General features: G+C 61.3%; 18 protein-coding genes and 1 tRNA gene. 8 read left to right on the forward strand and 11 right to left on the reverse strand.

The features are described 5' to 3' along the window. Positions 1-111: 111 nt before the first annotated feature. The 4 genes from DXA43_RS08140 to purH all read right to left on the reverse strand — a co-directional run bounded on the left by DXA43_RS08140 (position 112) and on the right by purH (position 4,436). Entirely contained in the window at positions 112-1,155 is a 1,044-nt protein-coding gene (locus tag DXA43_RS08140) for a sensor histidine kinase (RefSeq protein ID WP_117564916.1), read from the reverse strand. A gap of 9 nt (positions 1,156-1,164) precedes the next feature. Further along, entirely contained in the window at positions 1,165-1,836 is a 672-nt protein-coding gene (locus DXA43_RS08145; protein WP_117806811.1) for a response regulator transcription factor, read from the reverse strand. Positions 1,837-2,015: 179 nt separating this feature from the next. Then, the gene (locus tag DXA43_RS08150) at positions 2,016-2,747 is read right to left on the reverse strand and encodes a hypothetical protein (RefSeq protein WP_117759752.1); all 732 of its coding nucleotides are present in this window, start codon (positions 2,745-2,747) and stop codon (positions 2,016-2,018) included. Positions 2,748-2,828: 81 nt separating this feature from the next. Further along, a complete protein-coding gene (gene purH / locus DXA43_RS08155; protein ID WP_117736055.1) occupies positions 2,829-4,436 on the reverse strand; it encodes a bifunctional phosphoribosylaminoimidazolecarboxamide formyltransferase/IMP cyclohydrolase in 1,608 nt (535 codons plus the stop codon). Between the two features lie 275 nt (positions 4,437-4,711). On the opposite strand from purH, the gene DXA43_RS08160 reads away from it, so the two are divergent. Further along, positions 4,712-5,353 (forward strand): GNAT family N-acetyltransferase, encoded by a 642-nt coding sequence (locus tag DXA43_RS08160; protein ID WP_117635615.1) that lies wholly within the window; start codon positions 4,712-4,714, stop codon positions 5,351-5,353. A gap of 189 nt (positions 5,354-5,542) precedes the next feature. Here the strand turns inward: DXA43_RS08160 and DXA43_RS08165 are convergent, their stop codons facing one another. Next, positions 5,543-7,489, reverse strand: coding sequence for a DUF2207 domain-containing protein (locus tag DXA43_RS08165; RefSeq protein ID WP_158564967.1), 1,947 nt, complete (start codon positions 7,487-7,489; stop codon positions 5,543-5,545). Positions 7,490-7,883: 394 nt separating this feature from the next. On the opposite strand from DXA43_RS08165, the gene gluQRS reads away from it, so the two are divergent. Beyond that, positions 7,884-9,002: a tRNA glutamyl-Q(34) synthetase GluQRS gene (gluQRS, locus tag DXA43_RS08170; protein ID WP_255413225.1), complete on the forward strand. Its 1,119-nt coding sequence runs from the start codon at positions 7,884-7,886 to the stop codon at positions 9,000-9,002. Between the two features lie 15 nt (positions 9,003-9,017). Here gluQRS and DXA43_RS08175 read toward each other — a convergent pair whose 3' ends face one another. Together DXA43_RS08175 and DXA43_RS08180 are read right to left on the reverse strand one after the other, a co-directional pair. Then, a complete protein-coding gene (locus DXA43_RS08175) occupies positions 9,018-9,743 on the reverse strand; it encodes a metallophosphoesterase (protein ID WP_117654894.1) in 726 nt (241 codons plus the stop codon). 85 nt (positions 9,744-9,828) lie between these two features. Beyond that, positions 9,829-10,068, reverse strand: a complete 240-nt coding sequence (locus DXA43_RS08180; protein ID WP_117564911.1) for a hypothetical protein — start codon at positions 10,066-10,068, stop codon at positions 9,829-9,831. A 557-nt stretch (positions 10,069-10,625) separates the two neighbouring features. Here DXA43_RS08180 and DXA43_RS08185 point away from each other — a divergent pair. The 3 genes from DXA43_RS08185 to DXA43_RS08195 are packed head-to-tail and all read left to right on the forward strand — an operon-like array spanning position 10,626 to position 13,251. Further along, a complete protein-coding gene (locus DXA43_RS08185; protein WP_089573575.1) occupies positions 10,626-11,168 on the forward strand; it encodes a DUF4342 domain-containing protein in 543 nt (180 codons plus the stop codon). Positions 11,169-11,186: 18 nt separating this feature from the next. Continuing rightward, positions 11,187-11,972: a response regulator transcription factor gene (locus tag DXA43_RS08190; protein WP_117806813.1), complete on the forward strand. Its 786-nt coding sequence runs from the start codon at positions 11,187-11,189 to the stop codon at positions 11,970-11,972. Next, entirely contained in the window at positions 11,956-13,251 is a 1,296-nt protein-coding gene (locus DXA43_RS08195) for a cell wall metabolism sensor histidine kinase WalK (protein ID WP_117806814.1), read from the forward strand. The genes DXA43_RS08190 and DXA43_RS08195 overlap by 17 nt, the downstream gene beginning before the upstream one ends. Before the next feature lie 295 nt (positions 13,252-13,546). Here the strand turns inward: DXA43_RS08195 and DXA43_RS08200 are convergent, their stop codons facing one another. Together DXA43_RS08200 and DXA43_RS08205 are read right to left on the reverse strand one after the other, a co-directional pair. Continuing rightward, complete coding sequence (locus DXA43_RS08200) at positions 13,547-13,921, reverse strand: VOC family protein (protein WP_117806815.1); 375 nt, start codon at positions 13,919-13,921, stop codon at positions 13,547-13,549. Positions 13,922-13,932: 11 nt separating this feature from the next. After that, a complete protein-coding gene (locus DXA43_RS08205; RefSeq protein WP_055252380.1) occupies positions 13,933-14,220 on the reverse strand; it encodes a PTS sugar transporter subunit IIB in 288 nt (95 codons plus the stop codon). 163 nt (positions 14,221-14,383) lie between these two features. On the opposite strand from DXA43_RS08205, the gene DXA43_RS08210 reads away from it, so the two are divergent. From DXA43_RS08210 to DXA43_RS08220, 3 genes are all read left to right on the forward strand, one after another. Next, the gene (locus DXA43_RS08210; protein WP_117806816.1) at positions 14,384-15,007 is read left to right on the forward strand and encodes a hypothetical protein; all 624 of its coding nucleotides are present in this window, start codon (positions 14,384-14,386) and stop codon (positions 15,005-15,007) included. A gap of 31 nt (positions 15,008-15,038) precedes the next feature. Continuing rightward, positions 15,039-15,123, forward strand: a tRNA-Leu gene (locus tag DXA43_RS08215). 489 nt (positions 15,124-15,612) lie between these two features. Further along, on the forward strand, positions 15,613-16,899 hold the full coding sequence (locus DXA43_RS08220) for an ATP-binding protein (protein WP_233502858.1): 1,287 nt from the start codon (positions 15,613-15,615) through the stop codon (positions 16,897-16,899). A 155-nt stretch (positions 16,900-17,054) separates the two neighbouring features. Here DXA43_RS08220 and DXA43_RS08225 read toward each other — a convergent pair whose 3' ends face one another. Together DXA43_RS08225 and DXA43_RS10490 are read right to left on the reverse strand one after the other, a co-directional pair. Continuing rightward, positions 17,055-18,056, reverse strand: a complete 1,002-nt coding sequence (locus tag DXA43_RS08225) for a hypothetical protein (RefSeq protein ID WP_117806817.1) — start codon at positions 18,054-18,056, stop codon at positions 17,055-17,057. Positions 18,057-18,076: 20 nt separating this feature from the next. After that, positions 18,077-18,838, reverse strand: coding sequence for a septum formation initiator family protein (locus DXA43_RS10490; RefSeq protein ID WP_233540052.1), 762 nt, complete (start codon positions 18,836-18,838; stop codon positions 18,077-18,079). Positions 18,839-18,996 lie beyond the last annotated feature (158 nt).

Consider the following 18,996-nt stretch of genomic DNA (forward strand, 5'->3'; position numbering starts at 1 on the left):
GGAGATCCATTTGAGCCTCATAGTTATGTTCACGTTCGGGAACATAACGCCAGTTGCCTTAGCTAAGTTCACGTTCGGGAACATAGCCGTCCGCAGCGCAAGACGGCCCGGCTACTCAAAGTATTGGAACTTGTTCGTCGAGAAGGCGAACGTTACGACAAAGCCTTCGCCGGAGTCGGATGCCGCCGTGACGTCGATGCCCATCTTGGAGCATAGGCGCGCCACCAGGTAGAGGCCGATGCCCGTTGCGCGCTTGGTGGTGCGGCCGTTGTCGCCGGTAAAGCCCTTCTCGAACACGCGTGGCAGGTCTGCCGCACACACGCCGCAGCCGTTGTCCGCAACGGTGAGCTCGATGCGCTCGCTCGCCAGGCCCTCGTCCAGTAACGCGCCCGAAAACACGATCTTCGCGCCGTCCTCGCGCGCATATTTAATGCTGTTCTGAATGAGCTGGCCCAGGATAAACTCGAGCCATTTTTCGTCGGTAAAGACCTCGAAGTCGAGGTTCTCGCACACCGGAGCCACGTGCGCCGCAATGAGCTCGCGCGCGTTGGCCTTAATCGCACCCGTCACCAAGGTCTTAAGGTCCCAGCGGCGAATCAGGTAGTCGCGCTCCACGACTTCCGAGCGCGCGTAGTACAGCGCCTGGTCGATATAGCGTTCCACGCGAGCCAACTCGCGACCCAGGTCATCGACACGTGTTGGGTCATCTGCGCCGCCGTCGAGGTTTTCCAGAATCAGGTGAGCCGCCGCCAGGGGCAGCTTGGCCTCGTGGACCCAGCTCTCGATATAGTCGCGATAGTCTTCGGTCTGACGCCGGCCCTCGGCAACCTCGTCGCAGGCGGCTTTGCCCACCCGGCACAGGACCTCGTACTCGAGCTCGCCCTCGGCATAGGTTGGGCATTGCACCATCTCCTGCACCCATGCGGGACTCTCGAGCTCCTCTGCCGCGCGCTCCAACTGACGCAGAAAACGGCGACGGCGAGCGTACTCGATCACGATGCCGAGCATACCAAAGATAAAGGACACGCCAACCGCCACGACCACGATAGAAACGGGTGCGCCGGCGACCGTCAGCACAAAGCAGCTCAGCAGCACGCCGCACGTCCACACGGCGACGGGAAGCAGTGCATCTTTAAAGAACTTGCCAAACGACATAGCCGGCCCCTAGACCGAATAGCCTTGGCCGCGATGCGTCGTCAAATACCCCTTGATGCCGATTTTTTCGAGCGTGGTGCGCAGGCGGTTGATGTTGACGGTGAGCGTATTGTCGTCCACGAAGGCGTCGGAGTCCCACAGGTCCTGCATGATGGCCGAGCGCGAGACGATCTTGCCCGCGCGGCTCAGGAGCAGCGAGAGAATGCGCAGCTCATTTTTGGTGAGCTCGGTGCTGTCGCCGGTCGCCGTGTTGGTGACCATAGAGCGGGCGAGGTCGAGCTCCAGCCCCTTGTGGACGAGCGTGCTGCGCTCGCCTGACGCCGCGGTGCGACGCAGCAGTGCGTTGATGCGCGCCACGAGCACGCGCGCGCTATAGGGCTTGGGAACAAAGTCGTCCGCGCCGAGCGTCATGGCCATGACCTCGTCGATCTCGGTCGTGCGCGAGGTGAGGACGATGATGGGGACCTCGGATTCGCGGCGAACCTCGTGGCAGATATGCTGGCCGTCCTTGACGGGAAGCGTGAGGTCGAGCAGCACCAGGTCGGGCGCGGCGGCGAGAATATCGCGCGAGACATGCTCGAACGATTCGCAGGCCTCGATTTCAAACCCGGCACGAGCAAGGATGTCGGCAAGCTCACGACGAATGGGCTCGTCGTCCTCAACGATATAGATTAGCGCCATGGATTCCGCTCCCCTCTTGGTTGTCTTGCCACCATTATGGCTGCGAAACTGCAGGTGCGCGCCACGCACGTCGCCAAGGTGACAGAACTGTTCGCGAGCGGGGGCGTTTTGTCCGCCTCGCACTCGCAGCGGTGGCGGGAACCAAAATGATTCTTTAATCCCCGTCCCAGAATAATCATTTAGCGGCGGGCGCGAAGCTTTTCGTAGCCGTCGGCAAAGAAGGCGACCGTCGCGGCATCAGACTCGGCGGCGTCGGCGTCGGTGGCAGGCACCACGCCGTGCTCGTCGCTTACCAGGAACAAGGCGCCCTTGAGCTGTGCGGGAATGTCTACGCGCGTGACCGGGATGCCCTTGGTCTGGGCCAGCTGCTCTATGAGCGTCGCCGTGCCACACAGGCACTCGTCCGCCGGCGCCACAAAGGCCAGCTCGCCGTTGTTGACGGCAGCGAGCAGCTCGGGCGCCACGCCGGTTTCGTCGGCCTCGGAGCGGGCCTCGGCGGAGCGGGCACGCAGCGCCTTGGCCGAAGTATCGGCCAGCGGCTCGTACTCACCCACCGTCATGGCGGCATTGCCGTTAACGTCGATCACCAGCATGAGCACGCCGTCGTGCGCGGTGTAATCGCCCTCGGCAAGCGACCACTCAACGTGCTGCTTGGCCCAGCTGAGCATGTTATGGGTAAGCGGCTCGCCCTGCACCAAGCGCTCGGACAGCGCGCGAATGTGACGGTTGAGCATGGGCACCTTTTTGTTGGACATGCGCCAACGGCAGATAAGCGCGGGCTTGTCGAGCGTAAACTTCTCGACCGCCTCCTGATTGGCGCAAAAGTCCTCGTACGCACGCTGGTCCTCGGCATTGCCAAACAGCTCTGCATCATCAATCTGGGGCATGGTCATACCTTTCGTGTTAGTCATTCCGTCCTCTTATACCAAAAAGACGGCCCTCCAAACGGAGCGGCCGTCTTTTGCAGAGATTATTTTGTCCCGGGGCGAAACTTAGTGCCTAAAGTGGCGGGCACCCGTGAAAACCATCGCAATATTGTGCTCGTTGCAGGCCTGGATGCTCTCGTCATCGCGCTTGGAGCCGCCGGGCTGGATGATGCAGGTCACGCCGTGTGCGGCAAGCACGTCGACGTTGTCGCGGAACGGGAAGAACGCGTCGCTTGCGCAGGCAAAGCCGCCCTTCTCCACGCCCTCGCGCTCGCAGAAGTCCTCGGCGCGCTCGCAGGCAAGCAGCGCAGAGTCAACGCGGTTGGGCTGACCGGGGCCCATGCCAATGCCGGCCTTGCCCTTGGAGACCAGGATGGCGTTGGACTTGACGCCCTTGCAGACCTTCCAGGCAAACTCGAGCTCGGCCATCTCAGCGTCGGTGGGCTTGCGATCGGTGGGGAACGTAAAGGTCGCGGGATCCTCGGTCACGTGGTCGACCTCCTGCACCAGCATGCCGCCGTCGATGGAGCGCAGCTCCACCTGGGCACCGTGGTCCACGCCGCCGGTAGCCAGCACGCGCAGGTTGGGGCGCTTGACCATGCGCTCGAGCGCCTCATCGGTGTAGCTCGGGGCGATGATGACCTCGACGAACTGCTTGTTCTGGTCGGCGAAGTGCTCAACCAGCTCAAAGGGAACCTCGCGGTTGCAGGCGATGATGCCGCCGAAGGCGCTCTTGGGATCGCAGGCGAAAGCGCGGTCGTAGGCGGCCGTGATGTCCTCGGCAACGGCGGAACCGCAGGGGTTCTGATGCTTGAGGATCACGCAGGCCGGCTCGTCGAACTCGCGGACCAGGTTCCAGGCGGCATCGGCGTCCAGATAGTTGTTGTAGCTGAGCGGCTTGCCCTGGATCTGCTCGGAGCCCACAAGCGGGAACTGAGAGCTCGCGGTGTTCTCGCAGCCCTCGGCAAAGCGGTAGACCGTAGCCTTTTGCTGAGGATTCTCACCATAGCGCAGGTCGTCGACCTTCTCCAGCGAGATCTCGAGCTTGGCAGAGGTGTCCGCCACGTCGCTTGCCTGAGCGGCAAGCCAACGGGAGATAGCCGTGTCGTAGGCGGCGGTAGTCTGGTAGACCTTCACCTGCAGGCGGCGACGGGTGGAAAGCGTGGTGCAGCCACCGGTCTCGCGCATCTCGGCCAGGACGGCATCATAGTCGGCCGGGTCGGAGATGACGGTAACGCTCGCGGCGTTCTTGGCGGCAGAGCGCAGCATGGAGGGACCACCGATGTCGATGTGCTCGATGGCATCCGCAAAGGTGACCTCGGGGTTGGCGACGGTCTTCTCGAACTCGTACAGGTTGACGACGACCAGGTCGATCAGCTTAATGCCGTGCTGGGCGGCCTCCTGCATGTGCTGCTCGGAATCGCGGCGGGCCAGCAGCGCGCCGTGAACCTTGGGGTGTAGGGTCTTAACGCGGCCGTCCATCATCTCGGGATAGCCCGTGAACTCCTCGATGGGGGTTACGGGAACGCCCGCGTCCTCGATGGCACGAGCCGTGCCGCCCGTAGAGATGATCTCGACGCCAAAGTCATCAACCAGCGTCCGTGCGAAATCGACGACACCCGTCTTATCGGTAACCGAGATCAACGCGCGTGCGATCTTCACATCAGATCCCATGCAGTCCTCCTGTCTGGTACGCCGCCGTGCTCTGTGAGTCGGTGATACGTCGATCTGCAGCGCTCGCGCAGCGGCATTGAAAATACTGATTCAATGTAGCGCATCGAGCGCGACGTTGCATCCCGCAACGCACGGCTGTGCAGAAAAAGTTTGCGAGCGGGGGATGGGCACGGCACCGGGCACGGTGAGTTCATGGAACACAGGGGCACCATAATTAGATGCCATTGGCGTGGTAGAATTGTGCTCGATATGCATCCGCAAAAGAAAGAGGCACCATGGTCTCGCGGGTTCTCTACCGACCGTTTGATACCGAAGACTTCGACGCCATCGCGCTGATTCTGCAGCAGCTTTGGCATAACAATTCGGATAACGATGAGTACAACCGCCTCGAGGCCGCGTGCGACCTCGCCTATTGCCTTTCGTCATCGACGTTTTCGCAGGTTGCCGTAATCGACGGTCAGGCGCGTGGCATTTCGCTCGCGCGTGCGGGACAGAGCTCCGGCGCCACCGTTAAGGAACATTGGATGGATACCGAACGCGCGCTGCTATCGCAGATGCGTGAACTGGAGCCTGATGCCTGCGCCGAGTATCTCTCGTTTGTGCGTGCAACCATCCGAACCAACAACCGCCTGCTCGAGAGCAGCCCGTTGCCGCACGACAACGAGGTCACGCTGCTTGCCGTGGATCGCGATGTCCATGGCCTGGGCGTTGGCACGGTTCTGCTCGATGCCGCAGTCTCGCACCTGTCCTCGCTTGGAGCGACGAGGGCGCACCTGTACACCGACTCCAACTGCTCGTGGAAGTTCTACGAGCTGCACGGCTTTAAGCGCACGGCCACGCACCGCGCCAACCGCGAAGAGCGCCGCCACGCCATGCCGCGCGAAAGCTTCCTCTACGAACTCGATCTAACAGCCTAAACCTGGCAGCTAGGGACGTTCCTTTTGTGCCGGCACCCCGGGACACTCCTTGGCAGCAACCGCACCTAGTCGTTGGGAACGTTCTTAAATGACTAGTTGCTGGGGACAGTCTTCGTAGGTAGCGCGTAAAAAGGGGATGGGCTTTCCCCGACGGCTGTCGAGAAAAGCCCATCCCATAATTTACGACCGTTAGAACGTTCCGCCGCCGCCTCCGCCGACGCCGCCGCCTCCGCCGCCCGAGAAGCCGCCGCCGCTGCCGCCGCTCGAACTATCGGAACTCGAAGCCAGCTCGCGGATGGTCTCGTGATACACATCGTTGAACGAATCGAGCGGGGACTCGTTGCCGTAGTGATGGTAATACCACCAGTAGCAGGGGTAGTTGTCGTAGAAATCGTCACTGTTGCGCAGGTCCGCAGGCACGGCCTCGGCCAGCTGTCGCAGCACTTCTTTCGAAACGCCCAGGGCAACGCCCATCACCAGCAGCTTGTTCCACAAGATCAGGTCGCTGGGGACGGCCTCCTTCAGACGCGTAAAGTCCTCGAGCCAATGCTTGAGCGCCTTGCAGCGAGCCGCCACCTCGGCGCCCTCCGGCGTGTAACGGCGGAAAGTGCAGCTCAGGGCAAAGCCCACGATCGTGACGGGGATCGAGATCATAGCGGCACCGACATTGGCATCCGCAAAGTCGGTATAGATCAGAGAGCCCAGAATGCCAAAGACGATGATGATACCGAGAACCAGGCCGGCCACCATCGCGATGGTGCCATCCGATGCGATAAGCTCGCGCGCCTCCAGCTTGCCCTTAACCGTGCTCTGATAGTCCTCGAGCTTGTCGCCAACAGATGTGGTGCGCTCGCTAGCGTACTCCTCCAGCTCGCTAAACGTGCGCGAACGGACTCCGTCCTTATCGGGCTTAACGCCGGCGAAGAAGACCTTGAGCACATCGCGATCGATGCCATCCTTCTTGGCAGCCTTCCAGGCCTCGTCGGTCACCGTGATGCGATACGTCTGCTCCTCTTTTTCGCGACGGAGCAGACCCTTCTTCTTGGCCTCGGTCGCTTCTTCCAGCTTGATCACGCGGTCGTCGGTCAGCTTCATCAGCGTGGCGATATATGCCTGATCGGGCACGTTGTTCCAGCTCATAAGAGCTGCAAGCACCGCGGGATGGTCGGCGGAGGGCACATCGCGGAAGTACTCGTCTTGGAAGAGCGGCTTGGGCTTGGGCCTGCGTAGCTTGAGCATCACGATCACACCGGTATAGGCAACCGCCACAACAACACACACCACGGCAATCGCGCTGGCAACCGCACGCGCGTGCTCACGGCGGGCGTTAGCTTCGTCGGCCCATTCCTTCTCTTCGCTCAGGATCGTTGACATGCGCTCTTCGCCCGAGGCGGCAAGCTGCGGCACCCAGTCGCTGGGGAAGGCGATGCGTGCCTCGGCGAATTCGCCCTCATGCACGCAGGGAATGGTATAGGTGACCATGGGCTCGTCCTCATCGAGCGACACGTCGCCCGTCAGCGGACCATGGCCCCATGCGCGGAAGTTATCGCCCTTGACGGCCGCCGTCCCGGCAGCGGCATTTGCGAAGCACACTTCCATCTCGACGTCATCGGAATCCGCAGACCAGCCGTCACCCACGAACTTCCAGTAGAGCTCGGCGGTATCGGCCCAGTTCATAACCGCACCGGTCATGGTGTAGCTCACGTAGTAGATTGCGCTGTCGCCGCTCTCGTGAGGGCTGAACACCTTAATCCTTACGCCGTCACCGGTCTGCTCGACCGTGTAGACGCCAGAGTCGCCCTTGTTCGCGCTATCGACTTTGTTAAACGCGGTGTCCTCTTCCTCGACACTCAGCACGTCGACGCCCGCCGTGCCGCCCTGCTGGTTGGAGCCCGTATTGATCTCCCAAAACACGCCGTTGATGTCGTCGTCGAAATCAAACTGGCGTCCCTCGACAACGGCCAGCGATCCATCGGCCTCGACCGTGGCACTGATGTAGGTTTGGGTCATGGAATACCCGTCGGCACGTGCAACGGCGGGCAACAGCAGCAGCGCGCACGCGACGAGCGCACAAATGGAAGCAAATCGCGCAAACGGGCAGCGCTGCCGACAGGTCTTGGCAACGGGGGCGTTCATAGGCACATCCTTTGTCTGTGATACCAGTAGCGTCATTGTCCCACGTTTGCGGGTTCATGTGACGAACATCTAGGTCAGCGGAGTATCAAACGGGACGAAAGTCACGCCCGCGGCCGGCACCTGGGGACGTTCCTTATCTGCCGGCAATCTGGGACACTCCTTGGCATAGCCCGCTCCGGCAATAGATACCACTTCATAGCTCCATCACAGGTGTAGCGGCTTTGTGTGGGCGCGGCATGCGCTGATTGAGCCGCCAGTTGAGGGGCATAAAGCAGTTGAGCGAAAACGGTTTGCCCCTTTGCCGTCCGCTTGAGGATCATGTCCCCCTTTTCCGCGGAAACCCCGGCAGTTGCGAAGAGCTGCCGGGGTTTCTGTCGTTTGAGGGCTAGATTGATTGACGACGATTAAGGCGCCGAGCCGGTGGTCCGGCACGCGCAACGTGTGGCCTCAGCAACTTGCAGGCCACGGCAGCGTCTCCCCCACCACGCCCCGCGCTATACTCGTCCGCATGGACATCAACGCACGCAACATAGCAACAACCGCCGCCGACGCGCCAACGACGCCGGCCGCTCCCGCGCCCGTCGTGGGGCGCTTCGCCCCGTCGCCCTCGGGCCGTATGCACCTGGGCAACGTGTTCAGCTGCCTGTGCGCATGGCTTTCGGCCCGCAGCCAGGGCGGCAGCATCGTGTTACGCATTGAGGACCTGGACGATCGCTGCAAGCGCCCGGAACTTGCCGCCCAATTGATTGACGACCTGGCCTGGCTGGGGCTGGAGTGGGACGAAGGCCCCTACTACCAGCACGACCGCCTAGACCTGTACGAGAGCGCCTTGCGCCGGCTGAAAGACGCCGGCCTCACCTATCCCTGCTTTTGCACACGCGCCGAGCTCCACGCCGCGAGTGCACCGCACGCGAGCGACGGCACGCCCATCTACCGTGGCGCCTGCCGAAGTCTTTCGGCCGAGGAGGTGGCCCGCCGCAGCGCCCTGCGCGCCCCGGCCACACGTCTGCGCGTGCCCACCGTCGACGACCTCGCAGACGACGTGATCGAATTTGTGGATCGCACGTACGGCGCCCAATGCGAAGCACTCGCCACCGAGTGCGGCGACTTTTTGGTGCGCCGCAGCGACGGCGTGTTTGCCTATCAGCTAGCCGTGGTGGTCGACGACGCTGCCATGGGCGTCACCGAGGTCGTGCGCGGATGCGACCTGCTGGGGTCCACGCCGCGCCAGATCTATCTGCAGCACCTGTTGGGACTGCCCACGCCGCACTACGCACATATTCCGCTGCTCATGGCACCGGACGGCCGCCGCCTTTCCAAACGAGACCGCGATCTGGACCTGGGCGAACTCCGCGCCCGCTTTGGCACGCCCGAAGCGCTGCTGGGCTGGCTCGCCGGGCAAACGGGCATCGCGCCGGACACCACGCCGCGCTCTGCCGAGCGGCTGGTCGAGCACTTTAGCTGGGATGTTATCCGCAAGCACAGGGAGAACATCACCGTAACGGCTGAGTAATCAGGCACCCCACCCCTACGCAACATCCCAGGGCTGGAGTTCGTCGCCCAAGCGAACGATGCAGTCGTAGAGCACGGTATGACGCTCGGCCGGGTTGGCATCTCGATGAAAATGCCCGTAGTACCAGCGCCTGTAGTCCAAGCGGTCTTCCAGCTCATCGAAAAATGCCGTAAGCCGATCAACGGCAGGGCAATTCCAGCCGGGCCCCGGATAGAGCGTGGGCGAAAGCATGCGCGTGGAGCAGGTGTGGGTGATCACGTAGTCGACCTTCCAGCCCACGCCGTCGAGCTTTGTCCGTGCCTCCTCAAAGTTGCGCTCGTCCGGCAGCTCCTGCGGCCACCAGCTGGAATACGGAATGCGGTATTCCTTGTCCACGCTCGTGGCGCCGCCCATGGTAAAGACCGTTGAGCCGTCGAGCTCAAAAACCTCGCCGCGCGTCAGGCGCCGTATGGGCGAGGTGTCCGACAGACGCTGCGTCAACCCACCATGCCACAGCTCCATGGGGCGCTCCGCCCAATGGTCGTAGCGTTCGTGGTTGCCGTCGACGAACAGCACGGTATAGGGGCGCGACTCCAGCCAGGCGATATCGGCGCACTCCTCGGCAGAAAAATCCCAGGGAAAGCCAAAGTCGCCCGCGACAATCAGATAGTCGTCACTCGTCAGGCTATCCCCAAGCTCCCAGTCGCGCAGCTTTTGCATGTCAAGGCCGCCGTGAATATCGCCCGTCACATAGACCGTCATCGGATCACCACTTCCCTGTAAGTCGCTAGCCCACATTCTGCACGATCACTAAGCCAACCGTTCCAGCCCTTCCATCCTTTAGGACCTACCCCTCGCTCTTCCATCCAAACGGGTCAAGCACCCAAAAAACCAGATCGAGCACGCCGCTGGTCATCATGGCACCGGCAAGGGCCATGCAAACATGCAGAGAACTGGCACTTCGGAGCACGTCAAATGGTCCCAGAACAGCCAGCAGCGCGACCGCCACGCCGGCCGCGCACAGCACAAGACACGGCCCTGCGTCCTTGACGCACTTCTTTGCAAGGTGCTTGGTGTTGCCACTCATCAATATCGAACTCCTTAGAGGGTCGTTTTTCAGATGCATGCCGCCGCGACGGAGCATGGCGGCAGGGTAAGTGTCACATATCGTGCGGACATCAATGGAGAAACCGCCTGCTCGACCAACCCTTGACGCCGTTTTGCATCGGTACCCCATCCCCCGCTATCGGGCTCTATTACTTTTTCCGCGAAGTGAGCGTCTGTTTTTGGACCCCTGGAGCATCCGCATTTTTCAACGGCATAAACGCAGGATTCTGGCATCAAAACCGCAGAGAACGGCGCCCTCAAAGTGTCGATGCTTCGGGGGTCCGATTTAGCTCGTTCACTTCTCGGAAAAGTATTAGACCTCGCTGCTAGCCACCCAGAAGAACACCTCTCCCTTCCCCACTGCCACCCAAAAACTCATCCAACATTAATCTTGGCTCAAGAATCGCTTAATCTATAACCTGCACTATAGAGTTCGACCAAGGGCGGGGCGGCGCCGCGCGACGCAGGCCGACGAACGCAACGCTCGCGCCCGGGCAGGTCGCCCGGCGTCGCGCCCATCGAACGAAAGGACAGGTCATGGACGACCTCGAAAAAGTTGAAACCATCCGCACCAAGTGCAACGTGAGTTACACCGATGCCAAGGCGGCGCTCGACGCTGCCGACGGCAACGTTTTGGATGCCATCATTTGGCTCGAGTCGCAGGGCAAGACCCAGACCACGTCGGCGCATGCCGCCACCGAGTCCGCGCCAGTCGATGAGCCCTCGGCCGAGATGGTCGCCGCGCAGGCAGCCTACGAAAAGTCGAGTGAAAAGACCGACTTCTCCAAGAAGATGGACAGCGTGTGGGAGTACCTCAAAAAGCTCTTCCGCCTGAGTCTGGACACCAAGTTTATCGCCACGCGCCGCGATGCGATCATCCTCAACATCCCCATCCTGATTCCCATCGTCGCGCTGTTTGCCTGGGGCGCCACGATATGGCTGATGCTGATTGGCCTGTTCTTTGGCATGCGCTACCGCATCGACAGCGACGGCGACGTGCCCGGCAGCATCAACAACCTTATGGATAGCGCTGCTAACGCCGCGGACGACATCAAGCAAAATCTCAACGACGACAAGTAATCGCAGACGGGGGCACGCATGGCACGAATCCTGATCGTAGAGGACGAGGAGAAAATCGCCCGCTTTGTGACACTCGAGCTGGAGCACGAGGGCTACCAGGTGGAGCACGCCGCCGACGGACGCACCGCCGTTGACCTGGCGTTGGAGCGCGACTACGATCTGATTCTGCTCGATGTACTGTTGCCGCAGCTCAACGGCATGGAGGTGCTGCGGCGCATACGCAAGCACAAGGATGCGCCAGTGATCATGGTCACCGCGCGCGATGCCGTGATGGACAAGGTTGCCGGGCTCGACGCCGGCGCCGACGATTACCTGACCAAGCCGTTTGCGATCGAGGAGCTGTTCGCACGGATCCGCGTGGCGCTGAAGCGCTCGGAAGCCGTGCGGGCGGCTTCGGGCGTTGGCGGCGGCGGGGCCGGGGCTGGCGTAGCGAGCGGCACGGCCGCCGGTATCGCCACAATGTCCCCGGCAACCGACACGGCCCAGACCGCTGCCGCGCCCTCCCCCGCCGCACTCGCCGTGGGTTCGGTCGCGCTCGATCCCGACCGCCGCGAAGTCACGGTCGGCGGCTCGCCCATCGCGCTCACGGCCCGCGAGTTCGACGTCCTCGCCCTGCTTATGACGCATGCCGAAACCGTGCTCACGCGCGAGCGCATCGCGCACGAGGCGCTGGGCTACGAATACGTAGGCGACACCAACAACGTCGACGTGCACATCGCGCACCTGCGCGCCAAGATCGAAGACGCCGGCGGTGCCCGCATCATCCAGACCGTGCGCGGGGTGGGCTATGTCTGCCGCGCGTAATGCCGAGGCCAAGCGCGTCACCTCCATCGCCCGCGCCATCAACTGGAGCTATATGTGGCGCCGCCTGATGAGCTACGTCTGGCTCGATCTGTTGCTGTTGGTTATTGCGGTGGCAATCCTCGTCTATGGATACAACCGGACGCTGCCCAACGGCGCGTTTACCGCAGGATGGATCCCCAGCGCCACCGTTCGCAGCATGTCGCTGACGCCCGCGCGCGGCTGGGACCTGACAACGCTCACCTATACCGTCGAGCTTGCGCGTACCACCAAGACTTTCCCCCTCGCGCAGGACCTCGTCACGCTATGGCCTCTCTACCTTGTAGTTGTGGGTTGGCAGGTCATCAGCGTGCTCAACATGCTCGGCGGCGCCCGCCGCGTGCGCCGCACCATGGCGCCGCTCAACGATCTGGCCCTGCGCGTGGACGAACTCGGCCGCATGCAGCTCTCCGGCGGCAAGATGGAAACGCTCGAGCAGGCCATCGAGCGCGCAAGCGTCGACTCGCCGAGCGTCACCACCGGCGACGCCGACCTGGCAAGCATCGAGGTCGCGCTCAACCGCCTGCTGCGCCAGATGCAAGAGGCCAAGCTGCAGCAGATGCGCTTTGTCAACGACGCGAGCCACGAGCTGCGCACGCCCATCGCGGTGATTCAGGGCTACGTGAACATGCTCGACCGCTGGGGCAAAGACGACCCGGACGTGCTGGCAGAATCCATCGCGTCCCTCAAGGCCGAAAGCGAGCACATGCAAGAGCTCGTGGAACAGCTGCTGTTTTTGGCACGCGGCGACGCCGGACGCACGGTCCTGCGGCGTGCGAATACCAACCTGGCCGCGCTGGTCGGCGAGGTATGCGAGGAGTCACAGATGATCGATGCCGCGCACACGTATCGACTGGCGTACGACGCTGCGCTTGTCAGCGACCCGCGCTGCGACGCGCCCGTTGACGTGGCGCTCGTGAAGCAGGCTCTGCGCGTGATCGTGCAAAACGCCGCCAAGTATTCGGACGCGGGCACGCCCATCTCGTTTGGCGTAGCGCCGGATGCGGGCGCAGGCACGATCGACATAAGTGTTGAGGACGAGGGTATCGGCATGAGCCAGGAATCCGCAGCTCACGCGTTTGAACGGTTCTACCGCGCCGACAACGCACGCGATGCCGGCGCGCAGGGCTCGGGTCTGGGGCTTGCCATTGCCAAGTGGATCGTCGATAGCCATGGTGGTGTCATTGGCGTGACCTCAGTCGAGGGCGTCGGCAGCCGCTTTACGATTCGCCTGCCGCGGTAGGGGCGTCTCTCACGAATCGAAGGTGAATGCTTTTCCGCGAAGTGAACGACCTATTTTGGACCCCCGAAGCATCCACACTTTTTGACGCCAAAACCGCAGGAAAAACCTTACGAAACCGCAGGAAACGGTGCCTCCAAAGTGTCGATGCTCCAGGGGTCCAATTTCACTCGTTCACTTCGCGGAAAAGTATTCACCTTCGTTTTACGGCAGCCCGTCAGTCACCCTCTCGGCATTAAAAATGGGGTAAGGCCACGTGGCCTTACCCCATTTTTCGTTAGCTATAGCAGCCTGTGCGCTACTCGCGGCACAGGTGCACGGCGAAGCCGGCGAACTCGCGCTTAAAGTACACGAGCTTGGTGCCGCCGTCGGGCAGCAGCACGCGCGACTCCTCGTTGACCTCGAGCCCGCGCTCGGCAAACCACTTCTCGGCAGCGTCGATGTCGTTGACGGCAAAGCCGATGTGGCCCTTGGTGCCACGACCGTTCTGCTTCATGACCTCGATCAGCGAATCGTTAAAGTACGAAACCGGGGTCTCGATAACGGGCAGGCCCATCATCGTCGAGAACAGCTCCGCGATCTCCAAGGCGTCTGCCGGGTCGGCGGCGTTAATGCCCACATGGGCAACGCGCATGCCAAAGAGCTCGACCGGATTGGCGTTCTGCTCACTCATACAGTCAGCGCCTACTGAGCCATGACGTCGAGGACGGCCTTCTCGGCAGCGACGCGGTTCATGCCGGTCATGAAGGGCACGCCGCTCACGTACGGGCAGGTGAGGCCCTCGGGAGCAACGGTGGTGGCGATCAGCAGGTCGGCGCCCTCGTCGCAAGCGTCCTTGGCCTCAGAGATGGCGCACTGCACGATCTCATACTTGCCGGCATAACCGTTGGCGTCGAGCATGGTAGCGACCTTCTGGGCAACGAGCGTGGAAGTAGCAGCGCCAGCACCGCAAGCCAAAACGATCTTCTTCATAGGTAATGTCTCCCTTCATGGTTTACTTTAGGTAAGTGTACCGCAGCGAGCGATGGCACTCAGCCTCGATGAGCTTTTATGCCAGTTTGCTTGCGCGCTGCGTATAATACATCTAGTACGTGTTGTCATACCGCTCGCTATATGAGCGACTAAGGATCCCAATATGCCCGATTCCCGCACACTCTGGACCGCCGTCGTTATCATCTGTATCGCCGTGTCGGTGTTCTTTAGCGTCAAAAAACGCACCACGTTTAAACACCTGCAGCAGCTTATGGCCGCTAAGCAGTGGGACGAGTTCGATCGCTTGCTCGACGGCAAACTCACCAGCATGCTGTACCCGCGCTACAACCGCGACTACCTGCGCCTGAACTCCTATCTGCTGCGCGAGGACCACAAGCGCGCCAGCGAGATGTTCGACCTGCTGCTGGGACTCAACCTGCCCAAGATGCAGCGCGTCGACCTGGTCATTAAGGCCTTTAACTACTACGTTGGCCAGGAGGACCGCAAAAAGTCCAAGGAGTTGCTGCACGAGATTAAGGGCTTTGAGGGCGGTCAGGCCGAGGCAGTCGCACACGAATGCCAGCTGATGTACGACACGATGATCCTCAAGCGCCACAACGACATTCCCGAGCTGGAGCGCATGCTCGAAGAGGCCGGTGACGACAAGGTCAAGAGCTGCCGTCTGGAGTACCTGCTGGCTCTGCAGTACCAGAACAAGGGCGACGAGGCAAAGTTCCAAGAGTTCCTGGAGAAGTCGGGCCAACACTCGATGGCCGTCAACGCGTAACGGACGGCTTGTGCTAGACTTCTAGTCTCACGGGGGCGTGGCGGAATTGGCATACGCAGGGGACTTAAAATCCCTCGCCGCAAGGATTGTGGGTTCGAGTCCCACCGCCCCTACCATTTGGCTTTCACGGGCCCGTGTCTCCCAGGGATGCGGGCCCGTTTCTTTTGCACGCCGGTGGGACTCGAACCCGCGAGGGGGCGAGCGTCAAGCGGACGCGCAGCGTCCGCAGCGAGCCGGCGAGGGCGCTGGCAGGCGACCGAGGCCGGTGCGAATTTGCTGCGCAAATTCGCAGACGTCCCACCGCCCCTACCACGCATTGTTTACGAGCCCGTGTCCCCCGGAGACGCGGGCTCGTTTCTTGTGGATGCCGACACGGATGATAAGTTGCGGTGGAATAGTTCCTGTTTTGACTGGTTACCAGCTCATTTAAGAACTTTTTCACCGCAACTTAGATTGGCACTCCCACATTTTTCGATGGAAAAACGTGGTTGTCTCGCACATTTTCCGATGGAAAAACGTGGTTGTCTCACACATTTTCCGATGGAAACGCCCAAATGGCCTTATACTAGCCGAGAGGGTTGGGAGGCAATATGCAACGACAGCTTATGAGTGAACTTATCGCTTGGAAATCAAGGGCGAATCGCAAACCTCTCTTGCTTAAGGGAGCCCGCCAGACAGGAAAGACTTGGCTTCTTAACGAATTCGCAAGCCAGCAGTATCGAAACGTCATTCGTTTTGACTTTATGCTCGAGCCGAGCACACGCTCGCTGTTCGATGGGGACCTCGACCCCAAGCGCATCATCTCCCAGATAGAGCTCCTACGTGGCCAAACCGTAACGCCGACAGACACGCTCATCATCTTCGACGAGATCCAAGAGGCGCCACGCGGGATCACCTCGCTCAAGTACTTCAACGAGCTTGCACCCGAATACCACATCGTGGCAGCCGGTTCCTATATGGGCCTCGCGCTCCGACGCGAAAACGAGTCATTTCCCGTCGGCAAAATCGACCAGCTCACCATGCGTCCCATGGGGTTTGCCGAGTTCGTTCGCGCCGTCGACGGCAACCCGCTCGCCGACGCCATCCTTGCCGCAGACATGAACCTTCTAGCAAACGTCACCGAAAAGCTCGTGCACTTGCTCAAGGAATACCTTGTTGTCGGTGGTATGCCCGAAGTTGTCTCCGCTTTCGCCGAGACACGCGACTTCATTGAAGCCCGAAGGCTTCAGCAGCAAATCATCGAGGCTTACGAATCCGATTTTGGCAAACATGCACCCGCCCGCATCGTCGAGCGCATGAGGTTGGTTTGGAAATCCCTTCCCGGCCAGCTTGCCAAGGAGAACAAGAAGTTTGTCTATGGCGCCCTTCGCCCCGGAGCGCGCGCACGCGATTTTGAGGAAAGCCTCCAGTGGCTCACGGACTACGGAATCGTTCATAAGGTGCCACGTGTTTCCGCTCTAAAGGCACCGCTCTCGAGCTACGAAGACCTCTCGGGCTTCAAACTGTTCTGCATCGACACCGGCATCCTCGGAGCCCTCTCCGGTCTCTCTCCGGCCATCGTTCTTAACGGATCCGCTGTTTTTACCGAGTTCAAAGGTTCGCTGACCGAACAATACGTCGCGCAGGAGCTTTTGCTCCAGGACAAAACTCCCGTGTATTGGTCCTCTACCTCTGGCAATGCCGAAACCGACTTTGCCATCGACCATGCGGGAACCGTGCTTCCGCTTGAGGTCAAGGCGGCAGAGAACCTTAAAGCGAAGAGTCTGAAAATAGCCTGCGAAAAATTCAAACTCGAGCGTTGCGTGAGGAGCTCTCTGGCGGCATATAGAGACGAGGACACGCTCGTCAATATTCCGCTTTGGGAAATTGGGCAAATCGACAAACTGGCATAAAGGCTGCGGAGGCGCTCAGCAAGGACTGTCCCCAGGTGCCGGCAGAAAAGAAACGTCCCCAGGTGCCGGCTGTTGAGTTGCGGTGGAATAGGGACTGGTTGGGGCCCGAAAGGGCGATTTTAGTCCGCATTTCACCGCAACTTATGAGGGGATGGTTAAAGGGCGCTGAGGCTGGGGGTCCAGCCGATGGTGGGTAGCTCACCGTCGAGAACCTCGTTAATGGTGGCGGCCATGCCGGCAAGCAGGCTGTTCTCGCTTACGGTGAGCGTGTCGTAGCCGCCGGCTCGCATAAGCTCGCGAATCACCACGGCACCAGCCAAGATCACGCCCGCGCGTTTGGGCTGTACACCCGGTAGCGCGGCGATGCCTTCCGCGTCCAACACAGACATGCGCTCGATAGCGGCCGAGACCTGCTCCAGCGACAGCTCGCGTAGGTGCACAAAGCTCGAATCGTACGGTTCCAGCTCGTGGACCAGAGCCACCAGCGTAGTCACCGTGCCGCCCACCGCGACTAAGCGTTCGGCGCGCTCAAAGTCGACAGGCAGGCCCTCAAAATAGGCGGCGAACTGTTCGCCTGCCCACGCGGCAGCGGCAGCAAGCTCGCCATCCGCGGGCGGCAACGCAGAGAAAAAGCGCTCCGTCACGCGACGGCAACCGATGTCCAGCGAGCGCGTTCCCTCCAGCGCAAAGACGCCGCGCTCCGGAGCGTATACGCCCGTCGCGAGTTCCGTGGACCCGCCGCCCGAATCCGCGACGATGATGCGCTCGCCGGCAAAGTCGTGCGCCACGCCAAAAAACGTCAGGCGCGCCTCGACCTCGCCCGGAATCACCTGTGGTTTGAGCCCCAACTCGCGCAGGCCGTCCAGCAGCAGCGCGGCATTGGACGCATCGCGCGCGGCACTCGTGCACGTGGTGCAGACGCACACGGTCCCAAAGGCACGGGCCTCGTCCACAAACATGCGGCACGCAGCGAGCACACGCTCGACAGCCGCCTCGCAGAAGCGCCCCGTCGCGTCCACGCCCTCGCCCAGGTCGGTAATCTCGGTATGCTTGGACGATTCCACAATCGCTCCGCCCTCGACCTGGGCCAACACCAGTCGCGACGACACCGTTCCCAGGTCGATCGCGGCCACCTTATAGCGTTTGCAATTTGTCATTGCGGGCTCCCCTCCGGGCGCTATTTGCCGTTGGACACGACCGTCTGGCCCTCGACGCCGTTAAACCCAAACAGCATGTCGAGCGCCTGGATGTACCACGGCGCGTCCTTGCCGACTTCTTCGATTTCCTTGGCCACTTCGCTGGCCTTCTTGGCGTTTGAGGACTTTTTGCTCGACGACGAGTCCGAATCGTCGTCCAAGCCTAGCACGTCAATCTTCTTCTCGCCGGGCATCACCAGGCCCAGGTCCTCGGACGCCGCGTCCTTGATACCCTCCTCCGAGAGCAGCTTGTCGACGCTTTTTTGCAGCTCATCATTGTATTGCTGGCGAATCTCGACCTGCTTGGCCAAGATGTCGCTCGAGCGTTTTGCCACGTACAGGTCGCGTACGGGAAAATACAGGCTCACGAGCGCCAGCGCCACCACGATACCGATAAACAGCGGACGCAGAGAGCCATGCGTAAAGTCATAGATCGCCTTGACCACCGCATTGTCGTTGGCGTAGCGCATAAAGTCCGAGCCCGAAAGACGGCTCGAAGGCCTGCTCGACCTGTCGTGCGTCTGGGCCGAGGGACGCGACGCATGTGTCGAACGTGCCGGGCGCACCGGTCCATCTGCCGAAGTATTCACATGAGCATTGGGGCGCGAGGTACTTGTCGGGCGCTGCGTGGAGCGGTCGGCGCCGGCGTAGGCGGACCCACCGAGCTGCACCGTGCGCGCACGGCGAGGCGACGGCTCACGCGAACCGGCGGAATAGTACCTGTTGTCGTAAATCTGATCCATGTGCGCCTTGTGCGGTTGAGGTTTGTTTGCGCTAAGTCCTTTAGTTATAGCACGAGCGCCTGCACCGCCTTCGCCAGCCTTTGCTCGACATAAAAAAGGCGCTGAGCCGTATGGCCCAGCGCCCATGGCGCTTTGCAGCATCCAGTCAAGGCGGGACG

Origin of the sequence: Collinsella sp. OF02-10, from assembly GCF_003463445.1 — a bacterium.
Lineage (GTDB): Bacteria > Actinomycetota > Coriobacteriia > Coriobacteriales > Coriobacteriaceae > Collinsella.

What these genes read in the sequence shown, in the direction of transcription:
- DXA43_RS08140 (WP_117564916.1), bottom strand. Translation starts at nt 1,155, where the DNA reads ATGTCGTTTGGCAAGTTCTTTAAAGATGCACTGCTTCCCGTCGCCGTG.
- DXA43_RS08145 (WP_117806811.1), bottom strand. Translation starts at nt 1,836, where the DNA reads ATGGCGCTAATCTATATCGTTGAGGACGACGAGCCCATTCGTCGTGAG.
- DXA43_RS08150 (WP_117759752.1), bottom strand. Translation starts at nt 2,747, where the DNA reads ATGACTAACACGAAAGGTATGACCATGCCCCAGATTGATGATGCAGAG.
- purH (WP_117736055.1), bottom strand. Translation starts at nt 4,436, where the DNA reads ATGGGATCTGATGTGAAGATCGCACGCGCGTTGATCTCGGTTACCGAT.
- DXA43_RS08160 (WP_117635615.1), top strand. Translation starts at nt 4,712, where the DNA reads ATGGTCTCGCGGGTTCTCTACCGACCGTTTGATACCGAAGACTTCGAC.
- DXA43_RS08165 (WP_158564967.1), bottom strand. Translation starts at nt 7,489, where the DNA reads ATGAACGCCCCCGTTGCCAAGACCTGTCGGCAGCGCTGCCCGTTTGCG.
- DXA43_RS08175 (WP_117654894.1), bottom strand. Translation starts at nt 9,743, where the DNA reads ATGACGGTCTATGTGACGGGCGATATTCACGGCGGCCTTGACATGCAA.
- DXA43_RS08180 (WP_117564911.1), bottom strand. Translation starts at nt 10,068, where the DNA reads ATGAGTGGCAACACCAAGCACCTTGCAAAGAAGTGCGTCAAGGACGCA.
- DXA43_RS08185 (WP_089573575.1), top strand. Translation starts at nt 10,626, where the DNA reads ATGGACGACCTCGAAAAAGTTGAAACCATCCGCACCAAGTGCAACGTG.
- DXA43_RS08190 (WP_117806813.1), top strand. Translation starts at nt 11,187, where the DNA reads ATGGCACGAATCCTGATCGTAGAGGACGAGGAGAAAATCGCCCGCTTT.
- DXA43_RS08195 (WP_117806814.1), top strand. Translation starts at nt 11,956, where the DNA reads ATGTCTGCCGCGCGTAATGCCGAGGCCAAGCGCGTCACCTCCATCGCC.
- DXA43_RS08200 (WP_117806815.1), bottom strand. Translation starts at nt 13,921, where the DNA reads ATGAGTGAGCAGAACGCCAATCCGGTCGAGCTCTTTGGCATGCGCGTT.
- DXA43_RS08205 (WP_055252380.1), bottom strand. Translation starts at nt 14,220, where the DNA reads ATGAAGAAGATCGTTTTGGCTTGCGGTGCTGGCGCTGCTACTTCCACG.
- DXA43_RS08210 (WP_117806816.1), top strand. Translation starts at nt 14,384, where the DNA reads ATGCCCGATTCCCGCACACTCTGGACCGCCGTCGTTATCATCTGTATC.
- DXA43_RS08220 (WP_233502858.1), top strand. Translation starts at nt 15,613, where the DNA reads ATGAGTGAACTTATCGCTTGGAAATCAAGGGCGAATCGCAAACCTCTC.
- DXA43_RS08225 (WP_117806817.1), bottom strand. Translation starts at nt 18,056, where the DNA reads ATGACAAATTGCAAACGCTATAAGGTGGCCGCGATCGACCTGGGAACG.
- DXA43_RS10490 (WP_233540052.1), bottom strand. Translation starts at nt 18,838, where the DNA reads ATGGATCAGATTTACGACAACAGGTACTATTCCGCCGGTTCGCGTGAG.